Here is a 20,261-nt window from a genome sequence, read left to right on the forward strand (position 1 = left end):
ACTACTCATGGCCAAGCGGATCGACATCAAAGACCTGAACATCTTCTACGGCAAGTTCCACGCCGTGGCCGATGTGGCGCTGACCGTGCTGCCGCGTAGCGTGACCGCGTTCATCGGTCCGTCGGGCTGCGGCAAGTCCACGGTGCTGCGTTCGCTCAACCGCATGCACGAGGTGACCCCGGAGGCCCGCGTCGAGGGCGCGGTGCTGCTGGACGGCGAGGACATCTACGGGGCCCAGGTGGACCCGGTGGGCGTGCGCCGCACCATCGGCATGGTGTTCCAGCGTCCGAACCCGTTCCCCACCATGTCGATTCGCGACAATGTGGTGGCGGGGCTGAAGCTGCAGGGCGTGCGCGGCAAGGCGCAGCTCGATGAGGTGGCCGAGCGCTCGCTGCGCGGCGCGAATCTGTGGAACGAGGTCAAGGACCGGCTGGACAAGCCGGGCGGCGGGCTCTCGGGTGGTCAGCAGCAGCGTCTGTGCATCGCGCGGGCGATCGCTGTTTCCCCGGATGTGCTGCTCATGGACGAGCCGTGTTCGGCGCTCGACCCGATCTCGACGCTGGCGATCGAGGATCTGATCTCCGAGCTGAAGAAGGAGTACACGATCGTCATCGTCACGCACAACATGCAGCAGGCCGCGCGTGTGAGTGACCAGACGGCGTTCTTCAACCTGGAGGCCCAGGGCAAGCCGGGTCGCCTGATCGAGATCGACGAGACCGAGAAGATCTTCTCGAACCCGTCGCAGAAGGCCACCGAGGACTACATCTCGGGTCGCTTCGGCTAGGCCGCGCACGGAGTTCTCGCGACCCCGGCCCGTATGGGCCGGGGTCGCTTTTTTGTGTCGTTCGTCATACGCGAATCCGACCACGGGATGATTGTGTGCAACTGACAGTCACAGTTAGTCTGACTCGGTAAACCGATCGGTCTAGTTGGGAGGTGTCGGATGACGGTGTCAATGGCGAGCCGGGTTTCCGGACGAACCGTGCAGGGGCTGAGCAAACAGGGGCGGATCGCCGCCCTGATTGCCATCTGCCTCGCGGAACTGCTCGTAGTGCTCGACAACACGCTCGTGAACGTGGCGCTGCCATCCATGGCGGTGCAGCTGCAGGCCGATATGAGCGGCCTGCAGTGGATCGTCGACGCCTTCACCCTGGCGTTCTCCGGACTCCTGCTGGCCATGGGACATCTAGGGGACCGGTACGGCCGGCGCAAATTCATGATCATCGGCCTGACCGGTGTGGCCGTCATGTCCATGGCGGGCGCGCTGGCCTCCGGACTCGGCCAGGTCATCGCCGCCCGCGCGGGCATGGGCGTCTTCGCGGCCGTGGTCTTCCCGGCCACCCTGGCGCTGCTCACCAATATCTTCACCGAGGCGCGCGAGCGGGCCGCGGCCATCGCGCTGTGGACGGCCATGGCCGGTATCGCCATCGCCGTCGGGCCGACGGTCGGCGGCTGGCTGCTGGAGTACTTCTCCTGGCATTCGGTGTTCTGGATCAACGTGCCGGTGGCGCTGATCGCCATCGCGGCGGTGCTGCTCACCACGCCGGAATCCCGTGCGGAACACGTGGATCGGCTCGACTGGGTCGGCATCGTGCTGTCGCTGGCCGGTATCACCATGCTGGTGTGGTCGATCATCGAAGCGCCCAAGCACGGCTGGTTCTCCACCCAGAGCGTCATCGCCTACGCGCTGGCGGCGCTGGTGCTCGCGGCCTTCGTGGCGTGGGAGCTGCGCGTGAAAACGCCTGTGCTGAACATGAATCTGTTCCGCATCCGCCGATTCGCGGTGCCCGCCATGGCGATCACCGTGTCGTACTTCTGCGCGTTCGGATTCCTGTTCCTGATCACCCAGTACTTCCAGGGTGTGAAGGAGCTGTCACCGCTCCAATTCGGCATCCACTCACTGCCTTTCGCGGTGGCGGTGGGTATCGGCGCGCCGCTCGCCACGCTGCTGGCACAGCGGCTGGGCACCACGGTCATGATCGTGAGCGGCATGCTGATCCTGGCGGTGGCCATGTACATCGCGGGGCAGACGACGCCGGAGACGCCGTACCTGGGCCCGGTGGTGCTGTCCATGATCCTGATGGGCATCGGATTCGCGGTGGTGCAGGGGCCGGCCACCGAATCCATCATGGGCTCGGTGCCTTTGGCGGAGGCGGGGGCGGGCTCGGCGGTGAACGACACCACCCGTGAGGTCGGCGGCGCGCTCGGCGTCGCGCTGCTGGGCTCGATCATGACGTCGATCTACAGCAGCAGGATCAGCGAGCGGATCGAGTCGATTCCGAAGCAGATCATGAGCGATCAGCAGAAGGAGCTGGCGAGCAATACGCCCATCAGCGTCCTGGAGATCGTCAAGGCGCCGGTGAATCCGCTACTCGCCCAGGCGAAGACGGATCTCATCTACGCGATGAAGGTCGCGGCCATGCAGGGCGCGCAGGCGGCCTCGTACGTCGCGGTGGGCGTGCTCGTGGTCGCCGCCTTCGTCGTGGCCGTCACGCTGCCCTGGAAGCCGGAACGCAACCGCTCCATCCTGCTGTCCTGGCGCGACAAGGACTGAGTGAGAGCCGACGAGGCCCCCCGCACACAGGTGCGGGGGGCCTCGTCGCACAAGGGGTTTCAGGGGCGAAGCCCTGAGATGCCCCTGGAGAGTTAGATGGACTCTTTCTCGGAGTCCGGATCCGGCGGCAGCACGCCGGTGACGAGGAAGACCACCCGGCGGCCGATCTCGACGGCGTGGTCGGCGAACCGCTCGTAGTAGCGGCCCAGCAGTGCGACGTCGACGGCCGAGGCCACGCCGTGGTCCCATTCGCGATCCATGATCAGCGTGAACAGGTGCTTGCGCAGATCGTCCATCGCCTCGTCGTCGTCGTTGAGCTTGGCGGCCCGCTCGGGATCGCGGGTCTCGAGCACCTCCTTGGCGGCGGCGCCCATCTTCACCGCGATGCGACCCATCTCGGCGAAGTAGCTGTTGACGGCCTCCGGCACGGCGTGCGCGGGGAAGCGGCGGCGGGTCATCTTGGCGACGTGCAGCGCCAGGACGCCCATGCGGTTCACGTCCGAGACGATCTGGATGGCACTGACCACCTGCCGCAGATCACCGGCGACCGGTGCCTGCAGCGCGAGCAGTGCGAACGCCTTCTCCTCGGCGAGCTGGATCATCTCCGCGATCCGGTCGTACTCGGTGATCACCTGCTCCGCGAGCTCGAGGTCGGCGTTCAGCAGCGAGTTGGTTGCCCGCTCCATCGCCGACCCGGCGAGCCCGGCCATGCCACCGAGGAGATCGGCGAGCTCGGCCATTTGTTCGTTGTAGATGACACGCATGAAACTAGACACTAGTAGGGCCTGCTGACCAAGTCACCAACGGTAGGTAAAACCTGGGTGCTGGTCTGTACGGGCAGCTCCCGGCCCGCCTACTTGCAGGTGTCGTCGGCGGCGTTCACGTGCTCCAGGTCGGACGGGAGTGTGACGGGCGCCGCACCGGCGACCTCGGTCGGCGCGTCCGGCAGGGTCTGTCCGAAGGCCGTGGGCGTCTTGATGGTTCCGGCGTAGTCGCTGCCGAGCACCACTTCCACGATGCTGCCCATGCCGGTGGTGAACTCCAGGGTCGAGCCCGGGATGGAGCTGGCGACGGTGGCCGCGGCCGCCTCCTGCCCGCTGGAGTAGCGGACCTTGGTCTTGCTGGAGGTGCCCTCGGCGAAGTTGCCGGTGCTGTAGATCTGGAAGCCCTGGTTCGACAGTTTGGTGGCCGCGGTGGCGGCGACGCCGCCGATGCCGGAACCGTTGGACACCTGCACCGAGACCGTGGAGGGATCTACGGCCAGCAGCTTGGGCTTGTCCGCCGGGGCCGATGTCGTGGTGGCGGGTTCGTCGTTCTTCTTCTCACCCGGCAGCGGCTGATCGTTGCGGACCGCGCTGAAGATGGCCTTGATATCGGATTCGCGCGGAATCTCGTTGCCGTAGGAGGTGGTTCCGGCGGTGGGCACGGTGAGGAAGGTGATGGCTCCGGCGTCCACCTTGCGCAGCGACTGGCCCAGCGTCAGCAGGTCCTTGGTGTCGGTGTCTTTGTCCATCCAGGAGTGCTGGGCGAAGGCGTCGATGAAGCCGTTGAGCTTGCCGAGGTCGAACAGCACCTTGTTGGACAGGGCCCCGCGCAGCAGCGAGGACAGGAAACGCTGCTGGCGGCTGATGCGGTCGTAGTCGCTGCGTTCCTCGCCGACGACGTGGCGGGCGCGCACGTAGTCCAGGGCGGTGGAGCCGTTGACGACCTGCTTGCCCGGGTCGGTGAGGATGGTGCCGAGCATTTCGTCGACGAGCGGTTTGGCGGTGCACACCTCGACGCCGCCGATAGTGTCGACCATGGTCTCGAATCCGGCGAAGTCGATGCCGATGAAGTGGTTGATGCGCATGCCGGAGATCTTCTGGATCACGCTGGTGAGGCATTTCGGGCCGCCCAGCGCGTAGACCGCGTTCAGCTTGTCGCCGATGGCGGACGGGAAGGATTCGCCGGTGTACTTGGCCTTCTCGTTGTCCCAGCCCTCGCAGACCGGGCGGGTGACGTCGAGGTCGCGGGGGAAGGAGACGGCGACGACGCGGTCCCGCTTCTCCGGGATGTTGACAAGCATGACGGTGTCGGCGCGCGCGCCCTCGGCGTCGTCGGTGGTGCCCGCGCCGAGGCTGGAGTTCACGCCCGCGCGGGTGTCGGTGCCGACGATGAGGAAGGTCTCCTGGCCGTACTGGGCGTTGGCGTCGACGATGTCCTCGGAGTTCGGGTCCAGCGCGTTCACCTGGGTGAAGTTGTTGTCCTTCGCCTTCAGGTAGCTCCAGGCCCCGCCGGTGATGAGCAGTGCGATCACGGAGAAGACGACGGCGGTGGAGCGGGCGGCGAGCTTCATCCGCTTGGTGCGGCGCCGGCGTCCGGCGGCCAAGCGGGACAGGGGTTTCGCGCCGACGGCGGCGGGCAGTGCGGTGGTCGGATAGTCCGCGGGGGAGGCGACGGGCGCGGGCGTGGGGGCCTTGGCGCGTTCGGCGCGCGGGGCCGGGGGGATCACCGGTAGCTCTTCGGTGACGGGATCGGCCGGGGCCGCCGGGCGGTGAGAACCGTTGGTGGCGGGCGCTTCCGGGGCTACCGCTCGGCGTGCGCCGGTGTCGGCGGGGGCGGGGCGGCGGGAGCCGTTGGTGTGCGGGGGCTCGGTGTCGGCGGGGCGGCGAGATCCGTTGGCGGCGGGCTGTTCCGGCGCTACGGCGCGGCGGGAGCCGGTTTCGGGCCAGCCTGCCGAGTTGGCGGGGGCGGGCTGGTCGTCGGGTTCGGCGCGGCGGCGACGGCGGGTCTTGCGTTCGCTGTCGACGCGTTCGACCAAGTCCTGCACCGAGATCGGCGCGGAGCCGGGGGCGGCGTTGTCCGTGTGCCGGCTGCGCCGGCCCGTGCGCGACTGAGCTTCGTCGTCCGCGGGGTAGCGCTCCCACGGGGCGAGACCTCCGGGCCGTGGCGTACGCCCGTACCGATCGTCACCCACCAACGAACCTCACTTTGCTATTCGATGCCGACCGCCATGATAACGATTCCGCCACGATGGACCACTCGAACCGAAATGGACTGGAGCAACCGCCCCCAAGATTCTGATGCGAACTGCGGCTCTCCGGGGTTAGGGAAAGCCGATTTGTGGGTTGCATCTCTATGTCGAAGTCGCGACATCGCCAGGATTTGTTCGAACAAATGTGCGGAAATGTCGAAATCGGTTCGGCGAGCCGGTTATCCGCCGCTGTGCATGACGTCGGCCGCGGTGGGGACGGAATCGTCCTCCGGATCGTCCAGCCAGCCGTCCGGCAGAGCCACCTTCACCTGCGGCGATCCCTGCCGACCGCGCGGCCCGGTGGCCTCGTCGACGGGGAACGGCACGCTCGGATCGAGTTGTCCGACAAGGTCTTCGATCTGGGTCAGGCTGGAGACGGTGGCGAATTTGCGCCGTAGGTCCGAACCGATCGGGAAGCCCATGAAGTACCACGCCATGTGCTTGCGAATATCGCGCATGGCTTTGTCCGCGCCGTCGTGTTCCACGAGCAGGGCGGCATGCCGCAGCAGAATCTCGCCGACTCTGCCGAGGGTCGGTCCGGTGGGAATGGGTTCGCCGCGCAATGCGGCCGACAGTTCGGCGAACAGCCACGGCCGCCCGAGGCAGCCGCGTCCGACAACGACTCCGTCGCAACCGGTTTCGTCCATCATCCGCAGGGCGTCGGCGGCGGTGAAGATATCGCCGTTGCCGAGCACCGGAATGGTGGTGACGGCTTCCTTGAGCCGTGCGATATGGCTCCAGTCGGCCTGCCCGGAGTACAGCTGCGCCGCGGTGCGCGCGTGCAGGGCGACACCGGCCGCGCCCTCGGCCTCGGCGATGCGCCCGGTGTCGAGGTAGGTGTGGTGCTCGTCGTCGATGCCGATCCGGAATTTGAAGGTGACCGGCACGTCCCCGGCCGCGCTCACCATCTCGCGCACGATATTGGCGAACAGCCGCCGCTTGTAGGGCAGCGCGGACCCGCCGCCGAGCCGGGTCACCTTCTTGACCGGGCAGCCGAGGTTCATGTCGATGTGGTCGGCCCAGCCTTCGCCGACGACGATGCGCACGGCCTCGCCGAGGGTTTTGGGATCCACGCCGTAGAGCTGCATCGAGCGCGGGCTCTCGTCGGGCCCGAACGACATCATGTGCAGCGTCTTCTCGTTGCGCTCCACCACGGCGCGCGCGGTGATCATCTCGCACACGTACAGCGATGTGGCGCTGCCGAATTCGCGGCACAGCGTGCGGAAGGCGACATTGGTGATGCCTGCCATCGGCGCCAGCACGACCGCCGGGTCGACCTGGTAGGGGCCGATCCGCAGGGCGGTCTTGGCGGCTTCGAGCGAGGCAGTCACGCCCTCCAGTGTCGCATCAACGCGAAAGTGCGCCGGAACACACCGGCGCACTTTCGGCTATGCGAGGTTTCAGGCGTTGGTGAGTTCCTTCTCCCGCTTGGCGGCTTCGCGGGCCAGCATGCGGTCGCGCTGCTCTTCGAACTTCACGACGTCCTTGCCGAGCTTCTCGAGGAACAGGCCCAGGCGTTCGCGGGTCTGTTCGCCGCGGGCGGTGAAGTCGTCGCGTTCGAAGATGCGCCACTTCTTGAGGACCGGGTTGACCACCTCTTCGAGGTGCTGGCGCAGGTCGTAGATGCCGTGCTTGGCCATCAGCACGCCGTTGCGCCGGAAGTTGGGCATACCCGCACCCGGCATCTGGAAGTTCTCCAGGATGAGGGTGATGGCCTCGATGGCCTGGTCGGGCGAGAGGTCCAGGGCCGCGCCGCACATGTTGCGGTAGAAGATCATGTGCAGGTTCTCGTCGGCGGCGATGCGCTGCAGCATGCGGTCGGCGATCGGGTCGTCGCAGACCTTGCCGGTGTTGCGGTGCGAGACGCGGGTGGCCAGTTCCTGGAAGGTCACATAGGCCACCGAGTAGAGGAACCCGGCGTTGCCGAGGTCTTCGAGTTGTTCGGTGGGGGAGGCGAATCCGTTGGTCATGTGGATCATGCGCGCCTGTTCGAGGGCGACCGGATCCACGCCGCGGGTGACCACGAGGTAGTCGCGCATGACGATGCCGTGGCGGTTCTCCTCGGCGGTCCAGCGGCCGACCCAGGTGCCCCAGGCTCCGTCCTGGGAGAAGTTCTCGGCGATCTCCCGGTGGTAGGACGGCAGATTGTCCTCGGTGAGCAGGTTGGTGATCATGGCCGCCTTGGCCAGTTCACTCAGCTTCGACTGCGAGGGATCCCAGTCGATGCCGCCCATGGCGGCGAAGTTGCGGCCCTCGTCCCACGGCACGTAGTCGTGCGGGTGCCATTCCTTGGCCAGTGACAGGTGGCGGTTGACGTTCTCCTCGGCAACCGGCTCCAACTCCGTCAGTAGCTCGAGTTGAGTCAGATCCTTTGCCATACATACGCCCTTCGTGTGATGCGAACTTGCTGTATCCCTCGCTGGCCTGCCGCCGCGGCCCATACCTTACGTCACCGTAGGGTGATGTGAAACTCATGCGGTCCCCATTGCGGGGTCAGTGAGAGATGTCATATGGGTCGGCATCCTTGCCGAACGGTTACGGCTCGCAGCGATGTCTCTATCGCTGCGAGCCGTAGTTCGTTAGCCGCACACCGGAATTCGGTGCCTTCTCACTTCTTGCCGCCGAGCAGGCCGCCCAGCACATTGCCGAGGACGCCGCCGGCGTTCTGTCCGACCGCCTTGCCGAGCACGTCGGCGAGGCCGCCACCGCCCTTGCCGCCCCCGGTGGCTCCGCTGAGCAGTCCGCCGAGGATGTCGCCGAGGCCGCCGCCGCTCGCCTGCGTTCCGCTGCTGGCCGCGGCGCCGCCGCCGAGGGCCTTCTTGCTCAGGTAGGCGAGCACGATCGGGGCGAGCATGGGAAGCAGTTTGGCCATCAGGTCCTGGGCGTTGCCGCCGCCGACATTGCCGAGGGCGCTGATGACGGTGTTCTTCTCGGCGCCGAAGGTCTGGTCGACGATCTGGCTGCCCTGGGTGGTGTCGACCTGTTCGATGTCGACGCCGCCGTCGAGGAGGGTGGCCGGCTGGTTGGCGACCTCGCCTTCCAGGTTCAGGCCGACTTCGGGGTTGCCGGCCTGTGCCTGGAAGCCGCCGAGTAGCACGGGAATTGCCGCATTGATCGCTGTGGTCGCGGTTGCTTCGTCAACTCCGAGCTTGTTGGCGATCTGCGCGACCGGCACGTTGGAGAGCAGGTCATCGAAGGAAGTCATGAACTCCGCCTGAGGTGATGGGTTCCCGGATTTGCCCTAACGAGGCAACGGTAGGGGAAATCCGGACAGATTGCCACAGATTCGCGGATGTGGCGAGGGGTCCGGATGTAGGATCCGGACCCCTCGTCCATTGTGCCCCCACCAGGGCTCGAACCTGGGACCTGCGGATTAAAAGTCCGTAGCTCTACCAACTGAGCTATAGGGGCGCGGGCCACAGTGTAGTGTGCCGCGCCCGCAAGTGTTAAACGAGTATCCGATTGTGTTCGGTGAGTGGACATTTGCGCAGGTCATCCGGTTTGCCCGGGGGTGATGGGGGCTTGCTCCGGGCGCGCCGCCGGGAGGTGGCTCCCGGGCGGGCCGATCTTTTTCCGGCGTCCGGGTGGGGGGACCGGTCGGTGTCTGCGGGGACGCGCACGGGGTACTGACCGGTTCGATGGGCGGCACGGGTGAAACGGACTCGGGGTTTCGCGGCGGCGTTCGGGGTGTCGCGCGAATGAAGACCCGGCGTGAGGATCCATGGTGCGTTCCCGGCCGCCGAGTGCTCCGGAACGGCCCCGGCAATCGCGTTGCCACGCAGTTTGTTTCGTTTGTACCGGGTGCGAATATCATCCAATGGTGATGTGTGGCAACCTTTTTGGTGCGGGAGGTGGGGCCGGGCGGGCGTTCGCGCGTGGGCGTGGACGGCGTCTCGGGGATGATGCCGCGCCGACGGGGGTGAACCGGAGGGGAGTGCCGCGCGTGCCGAACATCGATGGGATATGGGCGAATTCGTCTTTTCGGACCAATCGCCCAGTGGGTAACTGGGTAATTGCGGCGTGTGTAAGGGGGCGGTCTGGCTAACTGACTTTCCGGTACACCTCACGCAGGGAGGACTTTCCGGGTACGGTGACCGACTGGTGAATTCCCGAAGAACCGGGATTGCCCCGGCGGCAGGGGATTCGGCTTATCGTTGATGTGCCCGAACGTGTCGCGACCGGTCTGGCCGATCGCGGCTCCAACAGATGAAGCTGCGGGAGGCGGATCCAGACGACGAGATTGCCCGGATGCGCACCCCCTGCGGCGCACCCGGGCGGGAAAAACTATACCAGTTGGTGTGTTTCAAGTTTTTCGCGCTTTTTCGTACCAAAAGTTTGGTAATTAGGGCATCAGCCCGCCTTGAAGTATTTGAAAGACACGTAACTCGCGTCGACGGTAGCCCAAAGGGTCCGCGACGGTAGCTAGCTTCGGAGGCGTTTCGAGCATGGCACGGCAGCAAGAGCGGGCCCGCCGGACACGCGCGGCGATCATCAGGTCCGCCGCCGTTGAGTTCGGGAAGAGCGGCTATGCCGCTGCATCGCTCAACCGCATATTGGAAGGTTCACGCGCCACCAAGGGCGCCATGTACTTTCATTTCGATTCCAAGGAGGATCTGGCACGGGCAGTTCTGGAAGCGGCGGTCGACCGCTACCGCGCCTCCACCGAAAGATGGCTCGGCAGAGGCGATCTCGGCCCGCTGGACGTTCTGCACGGCATGATCGACGAGATCGCGCTGCGCTTGGAGAACGACATCATCATCCAGGCCGAGTTCCGGCTCATCATCGAGCCGGAGTTCTACCGCGACATCCAAGCCGGCGGCGGCCGCATCCTCGGGCGGTCCATCCGGCTGCTCGCGGTGCGTGCCATCGAGCACAAGCAGTTGCGCGCCGACGCCGACCCGGACCGCTTCACGCGGACCATCGCGGCGGCGCTGGCGGGTCAGCGCTACATCACCGATGTGCTCGGCGGCCCGGTGGATCTGCGCTCCCGTTTCGCCGAGGCGCTCGAGGTGGTCATCGAGGCCACCGCGACACCGGAGTGGGCCGAGGAGTTCAAGCGCGGCGGCTGGAAGGTGGCGGCACGGCTGGAAGATCTCAATTTGGCGCTGTGACCAGCAGATTTGGGATTAGAGCGGAAGCTGTCATAAGCTATCTCCGCTCCCAACGGAAGCCGTTGAGCAAACGGTCCAGAGAAATCTGGCGGGCCCCCTTCGTCTAGCGGCCTAGGACGCCGCCCTTTCAAGGCGGTAGCGCGGGTTCGAATCCCGTAGGGGGTACCAGTAGTGGCAACACTACTGGCGGAGCAAGCAAGGCCCTGTGGCGCAGTTGGTTAGCGCGCCGCCCTGTCACGGCGGAGGTCGCGGGTTCGAGTCCCGTCAGGGTCGCAAGACACAAGTTTGGCATTCGAATGGGTGCCTTTCGGCCAGGTAGCTCAGTTGGTACGAGCGTCCGCCTGAAAAGCGGAAGGTCGCCGGTTCGATCCCGGCCTTGGCCACCAGATTCGGAGAAGCCCGCACCGGTAGGTGCGGGCTTTTTCGTGTGTCCGGACCTACCGGCCTGATCTTGGTGCCACCATGGAGGCATGGCTGATTCCGATGACCAGGCGTGGTACTACGACCTCACCACCCATCAGGCGGTCCAGGGCAAGCAGGGCTGGGTGAACGACCGGATGGGCCCGTATCCCGACAAGGCAACGGCCGAAAGGGCTTTGGAGATCGCGCGGGCGCGCAACAAGGCCGCGGACACCGAGGACGACTGACGGTCGTGTGATCGCCCGTACATCACGCGTGGTGCGCTCATACGCCACTCAGTTCCATCAAGTACGGTTTCGGAGCAAGTAGTGACCGAAGCGCGCGGGAGGGCGAGGCCTTGAAGGTGACCGTGGTGGTGCCGACCTACAACGAGCGGGAGAACCTGCCCGTGGCGGTGGAGCGTCTGACCGCGCTACCGGTGGCGGACCTGCATGTGCTGGTCGTGGACGACAACTCGCCGGATGGCACCGGTGAGGTCGCCGACAAGCTGGCGGCCGACCTGCCGAATCAGGTGAGCGTGCTGCACCGTACCGAAAAGGACGGGCTCGGGCGCGCTTACATCGCCGGCATCACCAAGGCGCTCGACGAGGGCGCGGACGTGGTGATCCAGATGGACGCCGACCTCTCGCATCCGGCCGAGGTGATCCCGGCCATGCTGGAGAAGCTCGAGACCACCGACGCGGGCGTCGTGCTCGGAAGCCGTTATGTTCCCGGCGGTTCCACCGCCGAGGAGTGGAAGTGGTACCGCAAGGCGCTCTCGGCCTGGGCCAACTTCTACGTGAATCTGATTCTGCGCCTGGGCGTCAAGGACGCCACCGCCGGTTTCAAGGCGTGGAAGGCCGATACGCTGCGCGCCATCGACGTGGCCTCCATCAAGTCGAACGGCTACTCGTTCCAGGTGGAGATGAACTACCGCACGGTCAAGAAGGGCATCGCCATCGCCGAGGTGCCGATCCGCTTCGAGGAGCGCACCCTGGGCGCGTCCAAGATGAGCCTCAAGGTGCAGCTGGAGTCTGCGGCCATGCCGTGGAAGCTCCTGTTCGGCCGTCAGGTCTGAAACTCACTCTGAGATCTCGTGCCCGCGACCCTGCGGGTCGCGGGGCACAGAGGGAAGAAGTTATTCGCTTTCGGGCCAGTGCAGCAGGGTGTCGGTGAACAGCTGCCGCACCCGCTCGATGTCGGCGTCCATCTGGGCGGGATCCCAGCCGCTCACGTCGATGGGCGATAGCACCGCCACGTCGACGACGCCTTTGCGCACGATTGCCGAATTGCGCCAGGCGATTTCGCCCGCGTTGCGGATGACCACCGGGATGATCGGGACTCCGGCCTGGATGGCGATGTGGAACGCGCCCTTCTTGAAGGGGCCGATGCGCGGGGTGAGCGAGCGGGTGCCCTCCGGTGCGATCACCACCGACAGTCCGCCCCGGAGGGTTTCGACCACCGGCGTGAGCGCGGCCTTGGCGGCCGTGGTGTCGGCGCGGTCGATGAAGGTGACCTCGACCAGGCGCATGAGCGGGCCGAACACCGGGTTCTTGGTGACCTCCTTCTTGGCGATGCCGGTGAATCCGGTGCCGAGCACCTCGGCCAGCACCACGATGTCGAATTGGCTCTGGTGGTTGAAGAGGAAGACGGCGGGCCGTGGGGCGCGGGCGTTCTCGGCTCCGGCCACGCGGACCTTCACACCGCTGCCGCGCAGGGTGGAGTCGGCGGCGAAGGTCATCATCGAATCCGCCATCTGGCGGCGCTGTTTCGTGTGCGCCTTGGCGGCGACCCCGACCAGCGCGCCGCCCAGCAGCCCGCCGAAGCCGCCGAGAGTGCGCGCGTAGTCGGTGGCCCTGGGTTCCTGCCGGGGCCGGAAATGCAGGACGGGCCAGTCCTTTTCGGCGGCCTCCAGCACCACGCGCGGATCCGGGTTGACGGCTACCGGATGTCCGGCGAGCTGCAGCAGCGGCAGGTCGGGTGCGGCGTCGGCGTAGACGCGGACGTCGGCGAGCTCGATATCTCGTGCGGCCAGGAACCGGCGGACGGCCTCGGCTTTGCCGTTGCGCCACAGGGGTTTTCCATCCACGTGCCCGGTGAGCACGCCGTCGGCGACGCTCATGGTGGTGCACAGCACGTTCGGGATGCCGAGTTCGGTGGCGACCGGCTGCACCTGGTACCGGGTGAGCGAGCTGACCAGCAGCAGGGTGTGTCCGGCGGCCTCGTGCTCGCGGATGAGCCGCCACGCCTCCGGGTACACGTGCCCGTGCACGGACTGCTGGAACAGTTGCGCCCCCAGCTCTTCCAGCTCGGTTTCGCGGATGCCCGCCCAGGTGTGCATGGCGAACTGCAGGAACCGCTCGTATTCGCCCTCGCTGCGCGCCCCGCGGATGGAGCCGAGCATGGTGGCGGTGAGCACCCGATTTCCGGTGCGCCGCCCCATGATTCGGCTCATGAGCGGCGGCGGGTTGAATCCGGCCACCACGGTGCCGCCGAAGTCGAAGACGGCGGCGCTGCCCGGTCCGCGTGGCCCGGTGCGGATGGCGGCGATGGCGTCGTCGAGTTCCGTTGCGCCGATGGGCTGTTGCGTGATGCCGACTCCGGGGCGGAGTCGCCGGCGCGGCCGGGTGCCCTCCGCGACGCCGGATGCCCGATGGCTCATAGCGCGTCCAGCCGGTTGGACGGATCCAGGACCGCGGCCCGGGAGATGCGGGCGCTGATATCGCGCAGTTCCGCGGCGAAGCGGATGCGCCGTGCGGTCAGGTCGAATGGGTCGTCGCCGCTGAGCAGTCCGTGGTTGTCCGCGAGTTTCAGTGCGCTGCCGAACAATTCGGAGGAGACGGATTCGGGGCTGTGCAGCCGCTGCTGCAGCAGCATCTGTTTGCCGACCTGGAGGCATTCGTCGATGAACACCTTCTTGTCGAGCGCCTGGGCTGGGTCGCGTGCGGCGAGCCGTTCGGCCACCACGAGTTGCGCGTCGAAGAAGGAGCGGAGCACGCGGTGCGCCATCATGAAGCCGGATCCCGCGAGTTGGGCCAGGACGTCCGCGCCGACGGTGCCCGCGGCGGTGCGCCGATGCCACTGCTGGTCCACCAGCAGCATTTCCGTGGTGAGCTGGCTGGTGAACTCGGTGCGCTCGGGGAAGAAGAACTCGAATTTGAGCAGATCCCGCAGCCGGTAGGCGGCCTCCCAGCCGGCCCGCAGCTGATCACCCTCCGGTGCTTCGACGGCGGTGAGCACGGCCAGTTCCAGGATGGCCCGGTTGACGAACCAGTGCACGGCGCTGTTGCGGTAGAACGCGGCTTCCAGGTGCGCGCCCGCGTTGATGGAGTACACCGGTTCCAGCCCGCCGCGGTACACGGTGACGACCTTGGCGACGGCGAGCTGTTCGAGCACCACCGCGAGCCCGTGATCGTCACGGAGCGTGGCGAGTTCGCCGCGCGGCAGGTTCCGGCCCTCCAGGTAGCCGAGGACGGGTGCGATGGCGGTGCGCAGTTCGTCGCGGGTGAGGGCGCGCTCGTGCACGCCGAGCAGCACCAGGGTGGTGAGGGCGTTCACGGTGACCGGGGTGACCTCGTTGATGCCGACCGCGACCTCGAAGGCGAGCCGCTGCACCGCGCGATGCTCGAGTTCGAGCAGTTCGTCCTCGGCGGTGATGCCGTGCGCCTGGAGTGGATCCCCGTGTGCGGCAAGGCGTTCCCGTGCCGACAGCGGGGTCCCGAAGCGCACGTACACGTGCCCGGCGGAGTGCTGCTGGTTGCGCACGTACTGGGCCAGCCAGGTGAGCCCCTCGGGTTTCTTGCTGCCGCCGGTCTGTTCGTCGGCGATGGCCCCGATCTCGTTGAGCCGCTCGTAGGTGATGGAGACGGGCACCAGCATGACGTCGTCGATGCGTTTCGAACGCAGGGCCGCCGCAAGGTAGTTCAGCAGGCCGTAGCGGGGTGGCCGGAGTTTGCCGGTGCGGGTGCGCCCGCCCTCGAAGTACCACTCCAGGTTGAATCGTTTGGCGAGCAGGTAGGCGAAATATTCTTCGACGACGGCCTTGTACACCTCGTCGTCGCCGAAACTGCGCCGGATGAACACGGTTCCGGTGCGCCGCGCGATGGGTCCGAGCGGCCAGAAGCTGAGGTTGGCCCCGCCGACGACGTGGTTGGGCGGGAAGTCGTTGCGCGCCAGGATGTCTCCGAGCACGAAGGCGTCCACGTAGGAGCGGTGCGAGGGCAGGAACACCAGTGGATAGCGCCGGTTGAGGGTGCGCAGCCGGTCCAGGCCGTTCTCCTCGGAGTCGACTTTCCAGGTGGACGCGTGGATGGGGCGCATGGCCTGGGTGAACAGGTCCGACACCAATCGGCTCTGCGCCGCGACGAGTTCGCGCAGCGCCTTCTCCGCGCGCCGGTGCACATCGCGGACGGGGACGCCGGTGGCTTCGGCGATGGTGTCGAGCCGCCGCAGGAATTCGCGCGAGTCGAGGATTTCCTCGGCGACCAGTCGCGGCACCTTGTACCGGTCGCCGATGACCGCGCGTTCGGCGCGTTCCAGGGCGACGATGCCCGCGCGAACGATGGCGCGCGCGAAGGCTTCCGGTGCGGCGACGGTGCCGGGATTGTTGGCGCGCAGCTCGCTCAGCCGGGCGGGCTGCCCGGTGAGCACCAGATGCCGGTCGGGTGCTTTCCGCACCAGCCGCCGCTGCAGAAACTTGTTGGGTTTGCGCGGGTTCGACAGGGTCGCGAGGTCGGTGAAGGTGGTGCGCCGCACGCCGTCTCGTTCGGGCGGCAGCCACAGCACGCGTACGGGCACCACGAGTGGGTCGTCGACCCGGCCGACGAGGCGGTCGGCCACGGCCTCGGGGTCGAGGTCGAGCTGGGTGACGGGTGCGCTGGTGCCGAACTCCTGCGCGATCCCGCCTTCACTGAGCCAGTTGCCGACGAGTTCGCGTTCGACGCGGCTGGTGGCGTCGACGAGGGCGACGACCGATCCGGGGGTGGTGCCGGCTTCTGGGAGCCGACTGTCGTGGTCGAGCATGGTCGTATCCCTCCGCACACACGTGGTGACGATCTCCATTCAAGCCGAAAACCGGTGTGGTGCGGGGCGGAACATGGGGAGGATTTCGCGGCGGGTCTTCGTGATGTAATCGGCTCCCGCCTGCTGCGCCATGCAGGGCTAGGTAATGCTAACCTCACTCACTAAGTTAGGTAAGCGTAACCTTGGAGGACCTGGTGTCGGCTACGGACGAGCGAGTGCGGCTGGAGTTTGCGAACAGTCCGGCGGCACTGTCCCCAGCACGGGTCACCGACCCCGTCGCGGCCATGGCGGCCCTCGCCGCATCGGATCGCTTCGGCGAGTACGTGGTGTACGAGAAGCCAGGCGCGTGGGTGTTCGCCGCGGACCCCGTCGGCAGCGTCGAACTCGACGCCGACGAACTGCGCGTCACCTGGGGCGGCGACACCACCCGCGGGCCGTGGACCGGCAGCCCCGCACAGGTCGTCGACACCGCGCTGGCCGGCCTCCCCGTCGGCCGCCGCAATGCCTACGGCTGGATCGGATTCGAATTCTGCGCCTGGTACCTGGGCGCGACCGAACACGTGCACCCGCGAGCCACCGTGGCGCAGATCATGATTCCGCGCATCGAGGTGCGCATGGACTCGAGCGGGATCCAGATCTCCGGGGCCACCACCGACGAGGCCGGGGACATCCTGGCGCTGATCGGCTCCGCGCAGGGCAAGGCCCTGCCCGTCCCGCATCCGGTGGACATCGGCATCGACCCGACCGGCTATCCGGAGCGCGTCGCCACCGCAGTCGCCGAGATCAACGCCGGCAAGTACCAGAAGGTCATCCTGTCCCGGAAGGTGGATCTGCCCTTCGCCGTGGACATTCCGGCCACCTACCGGCTGGGCCGGGCCAACAACACCCCCGCGCGCTCGTTCCTGCTGCGCCTGGGCGGCCTGGAGGCCGCCGGGTTCAGTCCGGAACTGGTGGCCTCGGTGGACCGCGACCGCGTGGTCACCACCGAACCGCTGGCCGGCACCCGCGCCTTCGGCCGCGGCTCGGACCTCGACATGGCCGCGCGCGCCGATCTGATCAGCGACCCCAAGGAGATTGTCGAGCACGCCATTTCGGTGCAGACCTCCTTCGCCGAGATCGCCACCGTCGCCGAACCCGACACCACCGCCGTCTCCGATTTCATGGCCGTGCGGGAACGCGGCAGCGTGCAGCATCTGGCCTCCACCGTGCGCGGCCGGCTGGCCGCCGACCGCAGCCCGTGGGACGCGCTGCAGGTGCTGTTCCCCTCGGTGACGGCCTCCGGCATCCCGAAGGCGGGCGGCGTGGACGCGGTGTTCCGCCTCGACCACGATCAGCGCGGCCTGTACTCCGGTGCGGTGGTGACGGTTTCGCCGGACGGCGAACTCGAGGCCACCCTCGTGCTGCGCGCCGTCTACCAGACCTCGACCGGCGCGTGGCTGCGCGCGGGCGCGGGCGTGGTGGGGCAGTCGCGGCCCGAGCGCGAGTTCGAGGAGACATGCGAGAAGCTGGGCAGCGTCGCGCCCTACGTGGTCAAGGCCTGAGATACCTCGAGGGTCTGCGCCGTAGCCGGCGCGGGCCTTCGATCCCGTCAGCTCACCGGGAAATCGATGCCGGTGAGCTCCTCGGCGAGTTTCCACAGCAGCCGCATGGTCTTCTCGTCGCGGGCCGCGCCGCTGGTGCCCACCCGGCCGGGCGGGCCGCTCCAGCCGAACCATTCGGACGGGCCGTAGTAGCCGCCGGGTTCCACGGCGGCCGTGGCGGCGTACACCGAGTGCAGCGCGCCCGCCGCCGAGCTCTGCGCGATCAACCGGTTGCCCAGGTTGATGAGGGACTCGAGCAGGTTCTCGGTCTTGGAATTGATGTCGGTGGCCGCGTATCCCGGATGCGCGGCCACCGCCAGTTTCCGCGATCCGGCCGCCAGTAATCGGCGCTGGAGTTCGGTGGTGAATTGCAGCAGAGCGAGTTTCGACTGCGCGTACGCCCCGAAGCGGGAGTAGGCGCGCCGCTCCCAATTCAGGTCGTCCAGGTCGATCCGGCCTATGTGATGCGTCACGCTGGACACGTTCACGACGCGGTCGGCGATGCGGTCGAGCAGCAGCGCGGTGAGCGCGAAATGGCCGAGAAAGTTCGTGCCGATCTGCAGTTCGAAACCATCGGCGGTGTGGCTCTTGGGCACCGCCATGACACCGGCGTTGTTGACGAGCACATCGGCTCCCTCCACCGAGTCGGCGAATCGCCGGATGGAGGCCAGGTCGGCCAGATCCAGGGCGCGCACCTGCACCGTGCCGTCGATGGTCTTGGCCACCGCCTGCGCCTTGATCTCGTTGCGGCAGGCCATGATCACCGTCGCGCCCGCGCCGGCCAGGGCGCGAGCGGTGGCCGCGCCGAGGCCGCTGGTGGCTCCCGTGACGACATGTGTGCGTCCGGTCTGGTCAGGGATATCCGCTGCGTTCCACCCACCCATACGAGAACTCTAGGACGTGTGACCGATATCGGCAGCCCGCGAGCGTGGCCTCAGGCTCCGCGCAACGCCTTCTTGTCGATCTTGCCGACCGCGGTGATCGGCAGGCTGTCGGCCTGACGCAGCACATCGGGCAGCTTGTAGGTGGCCAGGCCGCGGTCGGTGAGGAACGTCTTGATCTGCGCCAGTGTGGGCATGTCACCCTCGACCACCAGTACGGCGCAAGCCTTTTCGCCGAGCGCGGCATCGGGCAGGCCCACGGCGGCGGCGTGCCGGACGCCCGGGTAGGCGAGCAGGTGCTCCTCGAGCTCGTCGCAGGAGATGTTCTCGCCGCCGCGGTTGATCACATCCTTGATGCGACCGGACACCACCAGGTGACCCGACGGCAGCCGGCGCACCAGATCGCCGCTGCGGTAGTAGCCGTCCGGGGTGAAGGCGCGCGAATTGTGTTCCGGCGCACGGTAGTAGCCGCGCAGCGTGTACGGGCCGCGGGTGAGCAGCTCGCCCTCCTCGCCGTCGGCCACGTCGTTGCCGTCGCCGTCCACGACCCGGACCTCGTCGGCCGGGGAGAGCGGGCGGCCCTGCGTGGTGGTGATCAGCTCGTCGGAGTCGTCGAGGCGGGTGTAGTTGAGCAGGCCCTCCGCCATGCCGAACACCTGCTGCAGTTTCGCGCCCAGCGCCGGGGTCACCTCGACCGCGTTCACCTCGGCCAGGCGCGCGCCGCCGACCTGGAGCAGCCGCAGCGTGGACAGGTCGGCCTCCTCCCATTCGGTTGCGGCGCACCAGAGCTGGGCCAGCGGCGGCACCAGCGCGGTGACGGTCACGCCGTACTTCTCGATGGCCGCGAAGGCGTTCTCCGGGCTCGGGTCGAGGGTGAAGGTGACCGCGCCGCCGGTGGCCACCGTGCCGAGGATGCCGGGGCAGGCGAGCGGGAAGTTGTGTGCGGCGGGCAGTGTCGCGAGATACACGTCGCGCGGGCCGAGCCCGCACACCTCGGCGCTGGCCTTCGCGTTGTAGGCGTAGTCGTTGTGCGTGCGCGCGATGAGCTTCGGCAGCCCCGTGGTGCCGCCGGACACCAGCATGAGCGCGATATCGTTCGCGTCCACCTCGGGCAGCGAATCGCCCTCGGCGGCCACGGAATTCAGATCTGTGAACGCACCGGGATCGCCCAGCACCAGCACATGCTCCAGGGTGGGCACGGCGGCGGCGACCTCACCGGCCAGCGCACGGTAGTCGAAATCGCCCAGCCGGTCCGCGATCAGATAGGCGACGGCGCCGGAAAGCCTTGTCAGATGCTCGATCTCGGCTCGCCGATGCGCGGGCAGCGTGAGCACCGGAATGATTCCGGCGCGCAGCAGCCCGAACAGCACCCGCAGGAACTCCGGCACATTGGGCAGCTGCACCACCACGCGGTCGCCCGGCGTCAGCCCGAGCGCCAGGAAGCCGTGCGCGGTGCGATCGGCGGCGGCGTCGAGTTCGGCGTAGGTGAGGCTGCCGTCGGCGGTGACCAGTGCGGTGGCCTCGGGCCACTGCCGGGCGGCGGTCCGCAGCAGTTCGCCGAGCGGTGCTCCGGCCCAGTACCCGGCCGCGCGGTACTGCTCGGCCAGATCGGCGGGGAAGGGTACGAAGCCGTCGCGGTGGTCCTGGGCGGCAGTGGTCGGGGAAGTCACGTCTGGCCTCACGCTTCGAGCAGGTTGATGA

Annotated in this window: 15 protein-coding genes and 4 tRNA genes; 9 read left to right on the plus strand and 10 right to left on the minus strand. The window is 67.4% G+C overall.

Features of this window, described 5'->3' with window-relative positions; genetic code table 11:
• Positions 1-7 precede the first annotated feature (7 nt).
• Positions 8-784, plus strand: coding sequence for a phosphate ABC transporter ATP-binding protein PstB (pstB, locus tag JK358_RS24705; protein ID WP_201951096.1), 777 nt, complete (start codon positions 8-10; stop codon positions 782-784).
• Between the two features lie 159 nt (positions 785-943).
• Positions 944-2,554: an MFS transporter gene (locus tag JK358_RS24710; RefSeq protein WP_232851789.1), complete on the plus strand. Its 1,611-nt coding sequence runs from the start codon at positions 944-946 to the stop codon at positions 2,552-2,554.
• 92 nt (positions 2,555-2,646) lie between these two features.
• Here JK358_RS24710 and phoU read toward each other — a convergent pair whose 3' ends face one another.
• The 6 genes from phoU to JK358_RS24740 all read right to left on the minus strand — a co-directional run bounded on the left by phoU (position 2,647) and on the right by JK358_RS24740 (position 8,978).
• Positions 2,647-3,318 carry a phosphate signaling complex protein PhoU gene (gene phoU, locus JK358_RS24715; RefSeq protein ID WP_201951098.1) on the minus strand — a complete coding sequence of 224 codons (672 nt, stop codon included), beginning with the start codon at positions 3,316-3,318 and terminating at the stop codon, positions 2,647-2,649.
• An 89-nt stretch (positions 3,319-3,407) separates the two neighbouring features.
• Positions 3,408-5,510 carry an LCP family protein gene (locus JK358_RS24720; protein ID WP_201951100.1) on the minus strand — a complete coding sequence of 701 codons (2,103 nt, stop codon included), beginning with the start codon at positions 5,508-5,510 and terminating at the stop codon, positions 3,408-3,410.
• Between the two features lie 236 nt (positions 5,511-5,746).
• Positions 5,747-6,898 carry a tRNA dihydrouridine synthase DusB gene (gene dusB, locus JK358_RS24725; RefSeq protein WP_307817713.1) on the minus strand — a complete coding sequence of 384 codons (1,152 nt, stop codon included), beginning with the start codon at positions 6,896-6,898 and terminating at the stop codon, positions 5,747-5,749.
• Between the two features lie 69 nt (positions 6,899-6,967).
• Positions 6,968-7,945, minus strand: a complete 978-nt coding sequence (locus JK358_RS24730; RefSeq protein ID WP_201951101.1) for an acyl-ACP desaturase — start codon at positions 7,943-7,945, stop codon at positions 6,968-6,970.
• Between the two features lie 230 nt (positions 7,946-8,175).
• Positions 8,176-8,772, minus strand: a complete 597-nt coding sequence (locus JK358_RS24735) for a DUF937 domain-containing protein (RefSeq protein WP_201951103.1) — start codon at positions 8,770-8,772, stop codon at positions 8,176-8,178.
• 133 nt (positions 8,773-8,905) lie between these two features.
• A tRNA-Lys gene (locus JK358_RS24740) sits at positions 8,906-8,978 on the minus strand.
• A 1,034-nt stretch (positions 8,979-10,012) separates the two neighbouring features.
• Here JK358_RS24740 and JK358_RS24745 point away from each other — a divergent pair.
• The 6 genes from JK358_RS24745 (at position 10,013) to JK358_RS24770 (ending at position 12,155) form a co-directional block, all read left to right on the plus strand.
• Positions 10,013-10,678 carry a TetR family transcriptional regulator gene (locus JK358_RS24745; RefSeq protein WP_201951105.1) on the plus strand — a complete coding sequence of 222 codons (666 nt, stop codon included), beginning with the start codon at positions 10,013-10,015 and terminating at the stop codon, positions 10,676-10,678.
• 92 nt (positions 10,679-10,770) lie between these two features.
• A tRNA-Glu gene (locus JK358_RS24750) sits at positions 10,771-10,846 on the plus strand.
• Between the two features lie 31 nt (positions 10,847-10,877).
• Positions 10,878-10,951: transfer RNA gene (locus JK358_RS24755), tRNA-Asp, on the plus strand.
• Positions 10,952-10,987: 36 nt separating this feature from the next.
• A tRNA-Phe gene (locus JK358_RS24760) sits at positions 10,988-11,064 on the plus strand.
• Positions 11,065-11,148: 84 nt separating this feature from the next.
• Positions 11,149-11,325, plus strand: a complete 177-nt coding sequence (locus tag JK358_RS24765; protein WP_201951106.1) for a hypothetical protein — start codon at positions 11,149-11,151, stop codon at positions 11,323-11,325.
• Between the two features lie 128 nt (positions 11,326-11,453).
• Positions 11,454-12,155, plus strand: a complete 702-nt coding sequence (locus JK358_RS24770; protein ID WP_201951520.1) for a polyprenol monophosphomannose synthase — start codon at positions 11,454-11,456, stop codon at positions 12,153-12,155.
• A gap of 60 nt (positions 12,156-12,215) precedes the next feature.
• Here JK358_RS24770 and JK358_RS24775 read toward each other — a convergent pair whose 3' ends face one another.
• Entirely contained in the window at positions 12,216-13,739 is a 1,524-nt protein-coding gene (locus JK358_RS24775; protein ID WP_201951108.1) for an HAD-IB family hydrolase, read from the minus strand.
• Positions 13,736-16,099, minus strand: a complete 2,364-nt coding sequence (locus tag JK358_RS24780) for a glycerol-3-phosphate 1-O-acyltransferase (RefSeq protein WP_201951111.1) — start codon at positions 16,097-16,099, stop codon at positions 13,736-13,738. Before JK358_RS24780 ends, JK358_RS24775 begins: the two co-directional genes overlap by 4 nt.
• Positions 16,100-16,293: 194 nt before the next feature.
• Between JK358_RS24780 and JK358_RS24785 the strand changes: the two genes are divergently transcribed.
• A complete protein-coding gene (locus tag JK358_RS24785) occupies positions 16,294-17,640 on the plus strand; it encodes a salicylate synthase (RefSeq protein ID WP_372440717.1) in 1,347 nt (448 codons plus the stop codon).
• 47 nt (positions 17,641-17,687) lie between these two features.
• Here the strand turns inward: JK358_RS24785 and JK358_RS24790 are convergent, their stop codons facing one another.
• The gene (locus JK358_RS24790) at positions 17,688-18,563 is read right to left on the minus strand and encodes an oxidoreductase (protein ID WP_201951122.1); all 876 of its coding nucleotides are present in this window, start codon (positions 18,561-18,563) and stop codon (positions 17,688-17,690) included.
• Between the two features lie 50 nt (positions 18,564-18,613).
• Positions 18,614-20,230, minus strand: a complete 1,617-nt coding sequence (locus JK358_RS24795; RefSeq protein WP_201951125.1) for a (2,3-dihydroxybenzoyl)adenylate synthase — start codon at positions 20,228-20,230, stop codon at positions 18,614-18,616.
• Between the last annotated feature and the right edge of the window lie 31 nt (positions 20,231-20,261).

The organism is Nocardia acididurans (assembly GCF_016741815.1).
Classification (GTDB): Bacteria; Actinomycetota; Actinomycetes; order Mycobacteriales; family Mycobacteriaceae; genus Nocardia; species Nocardia acididurans.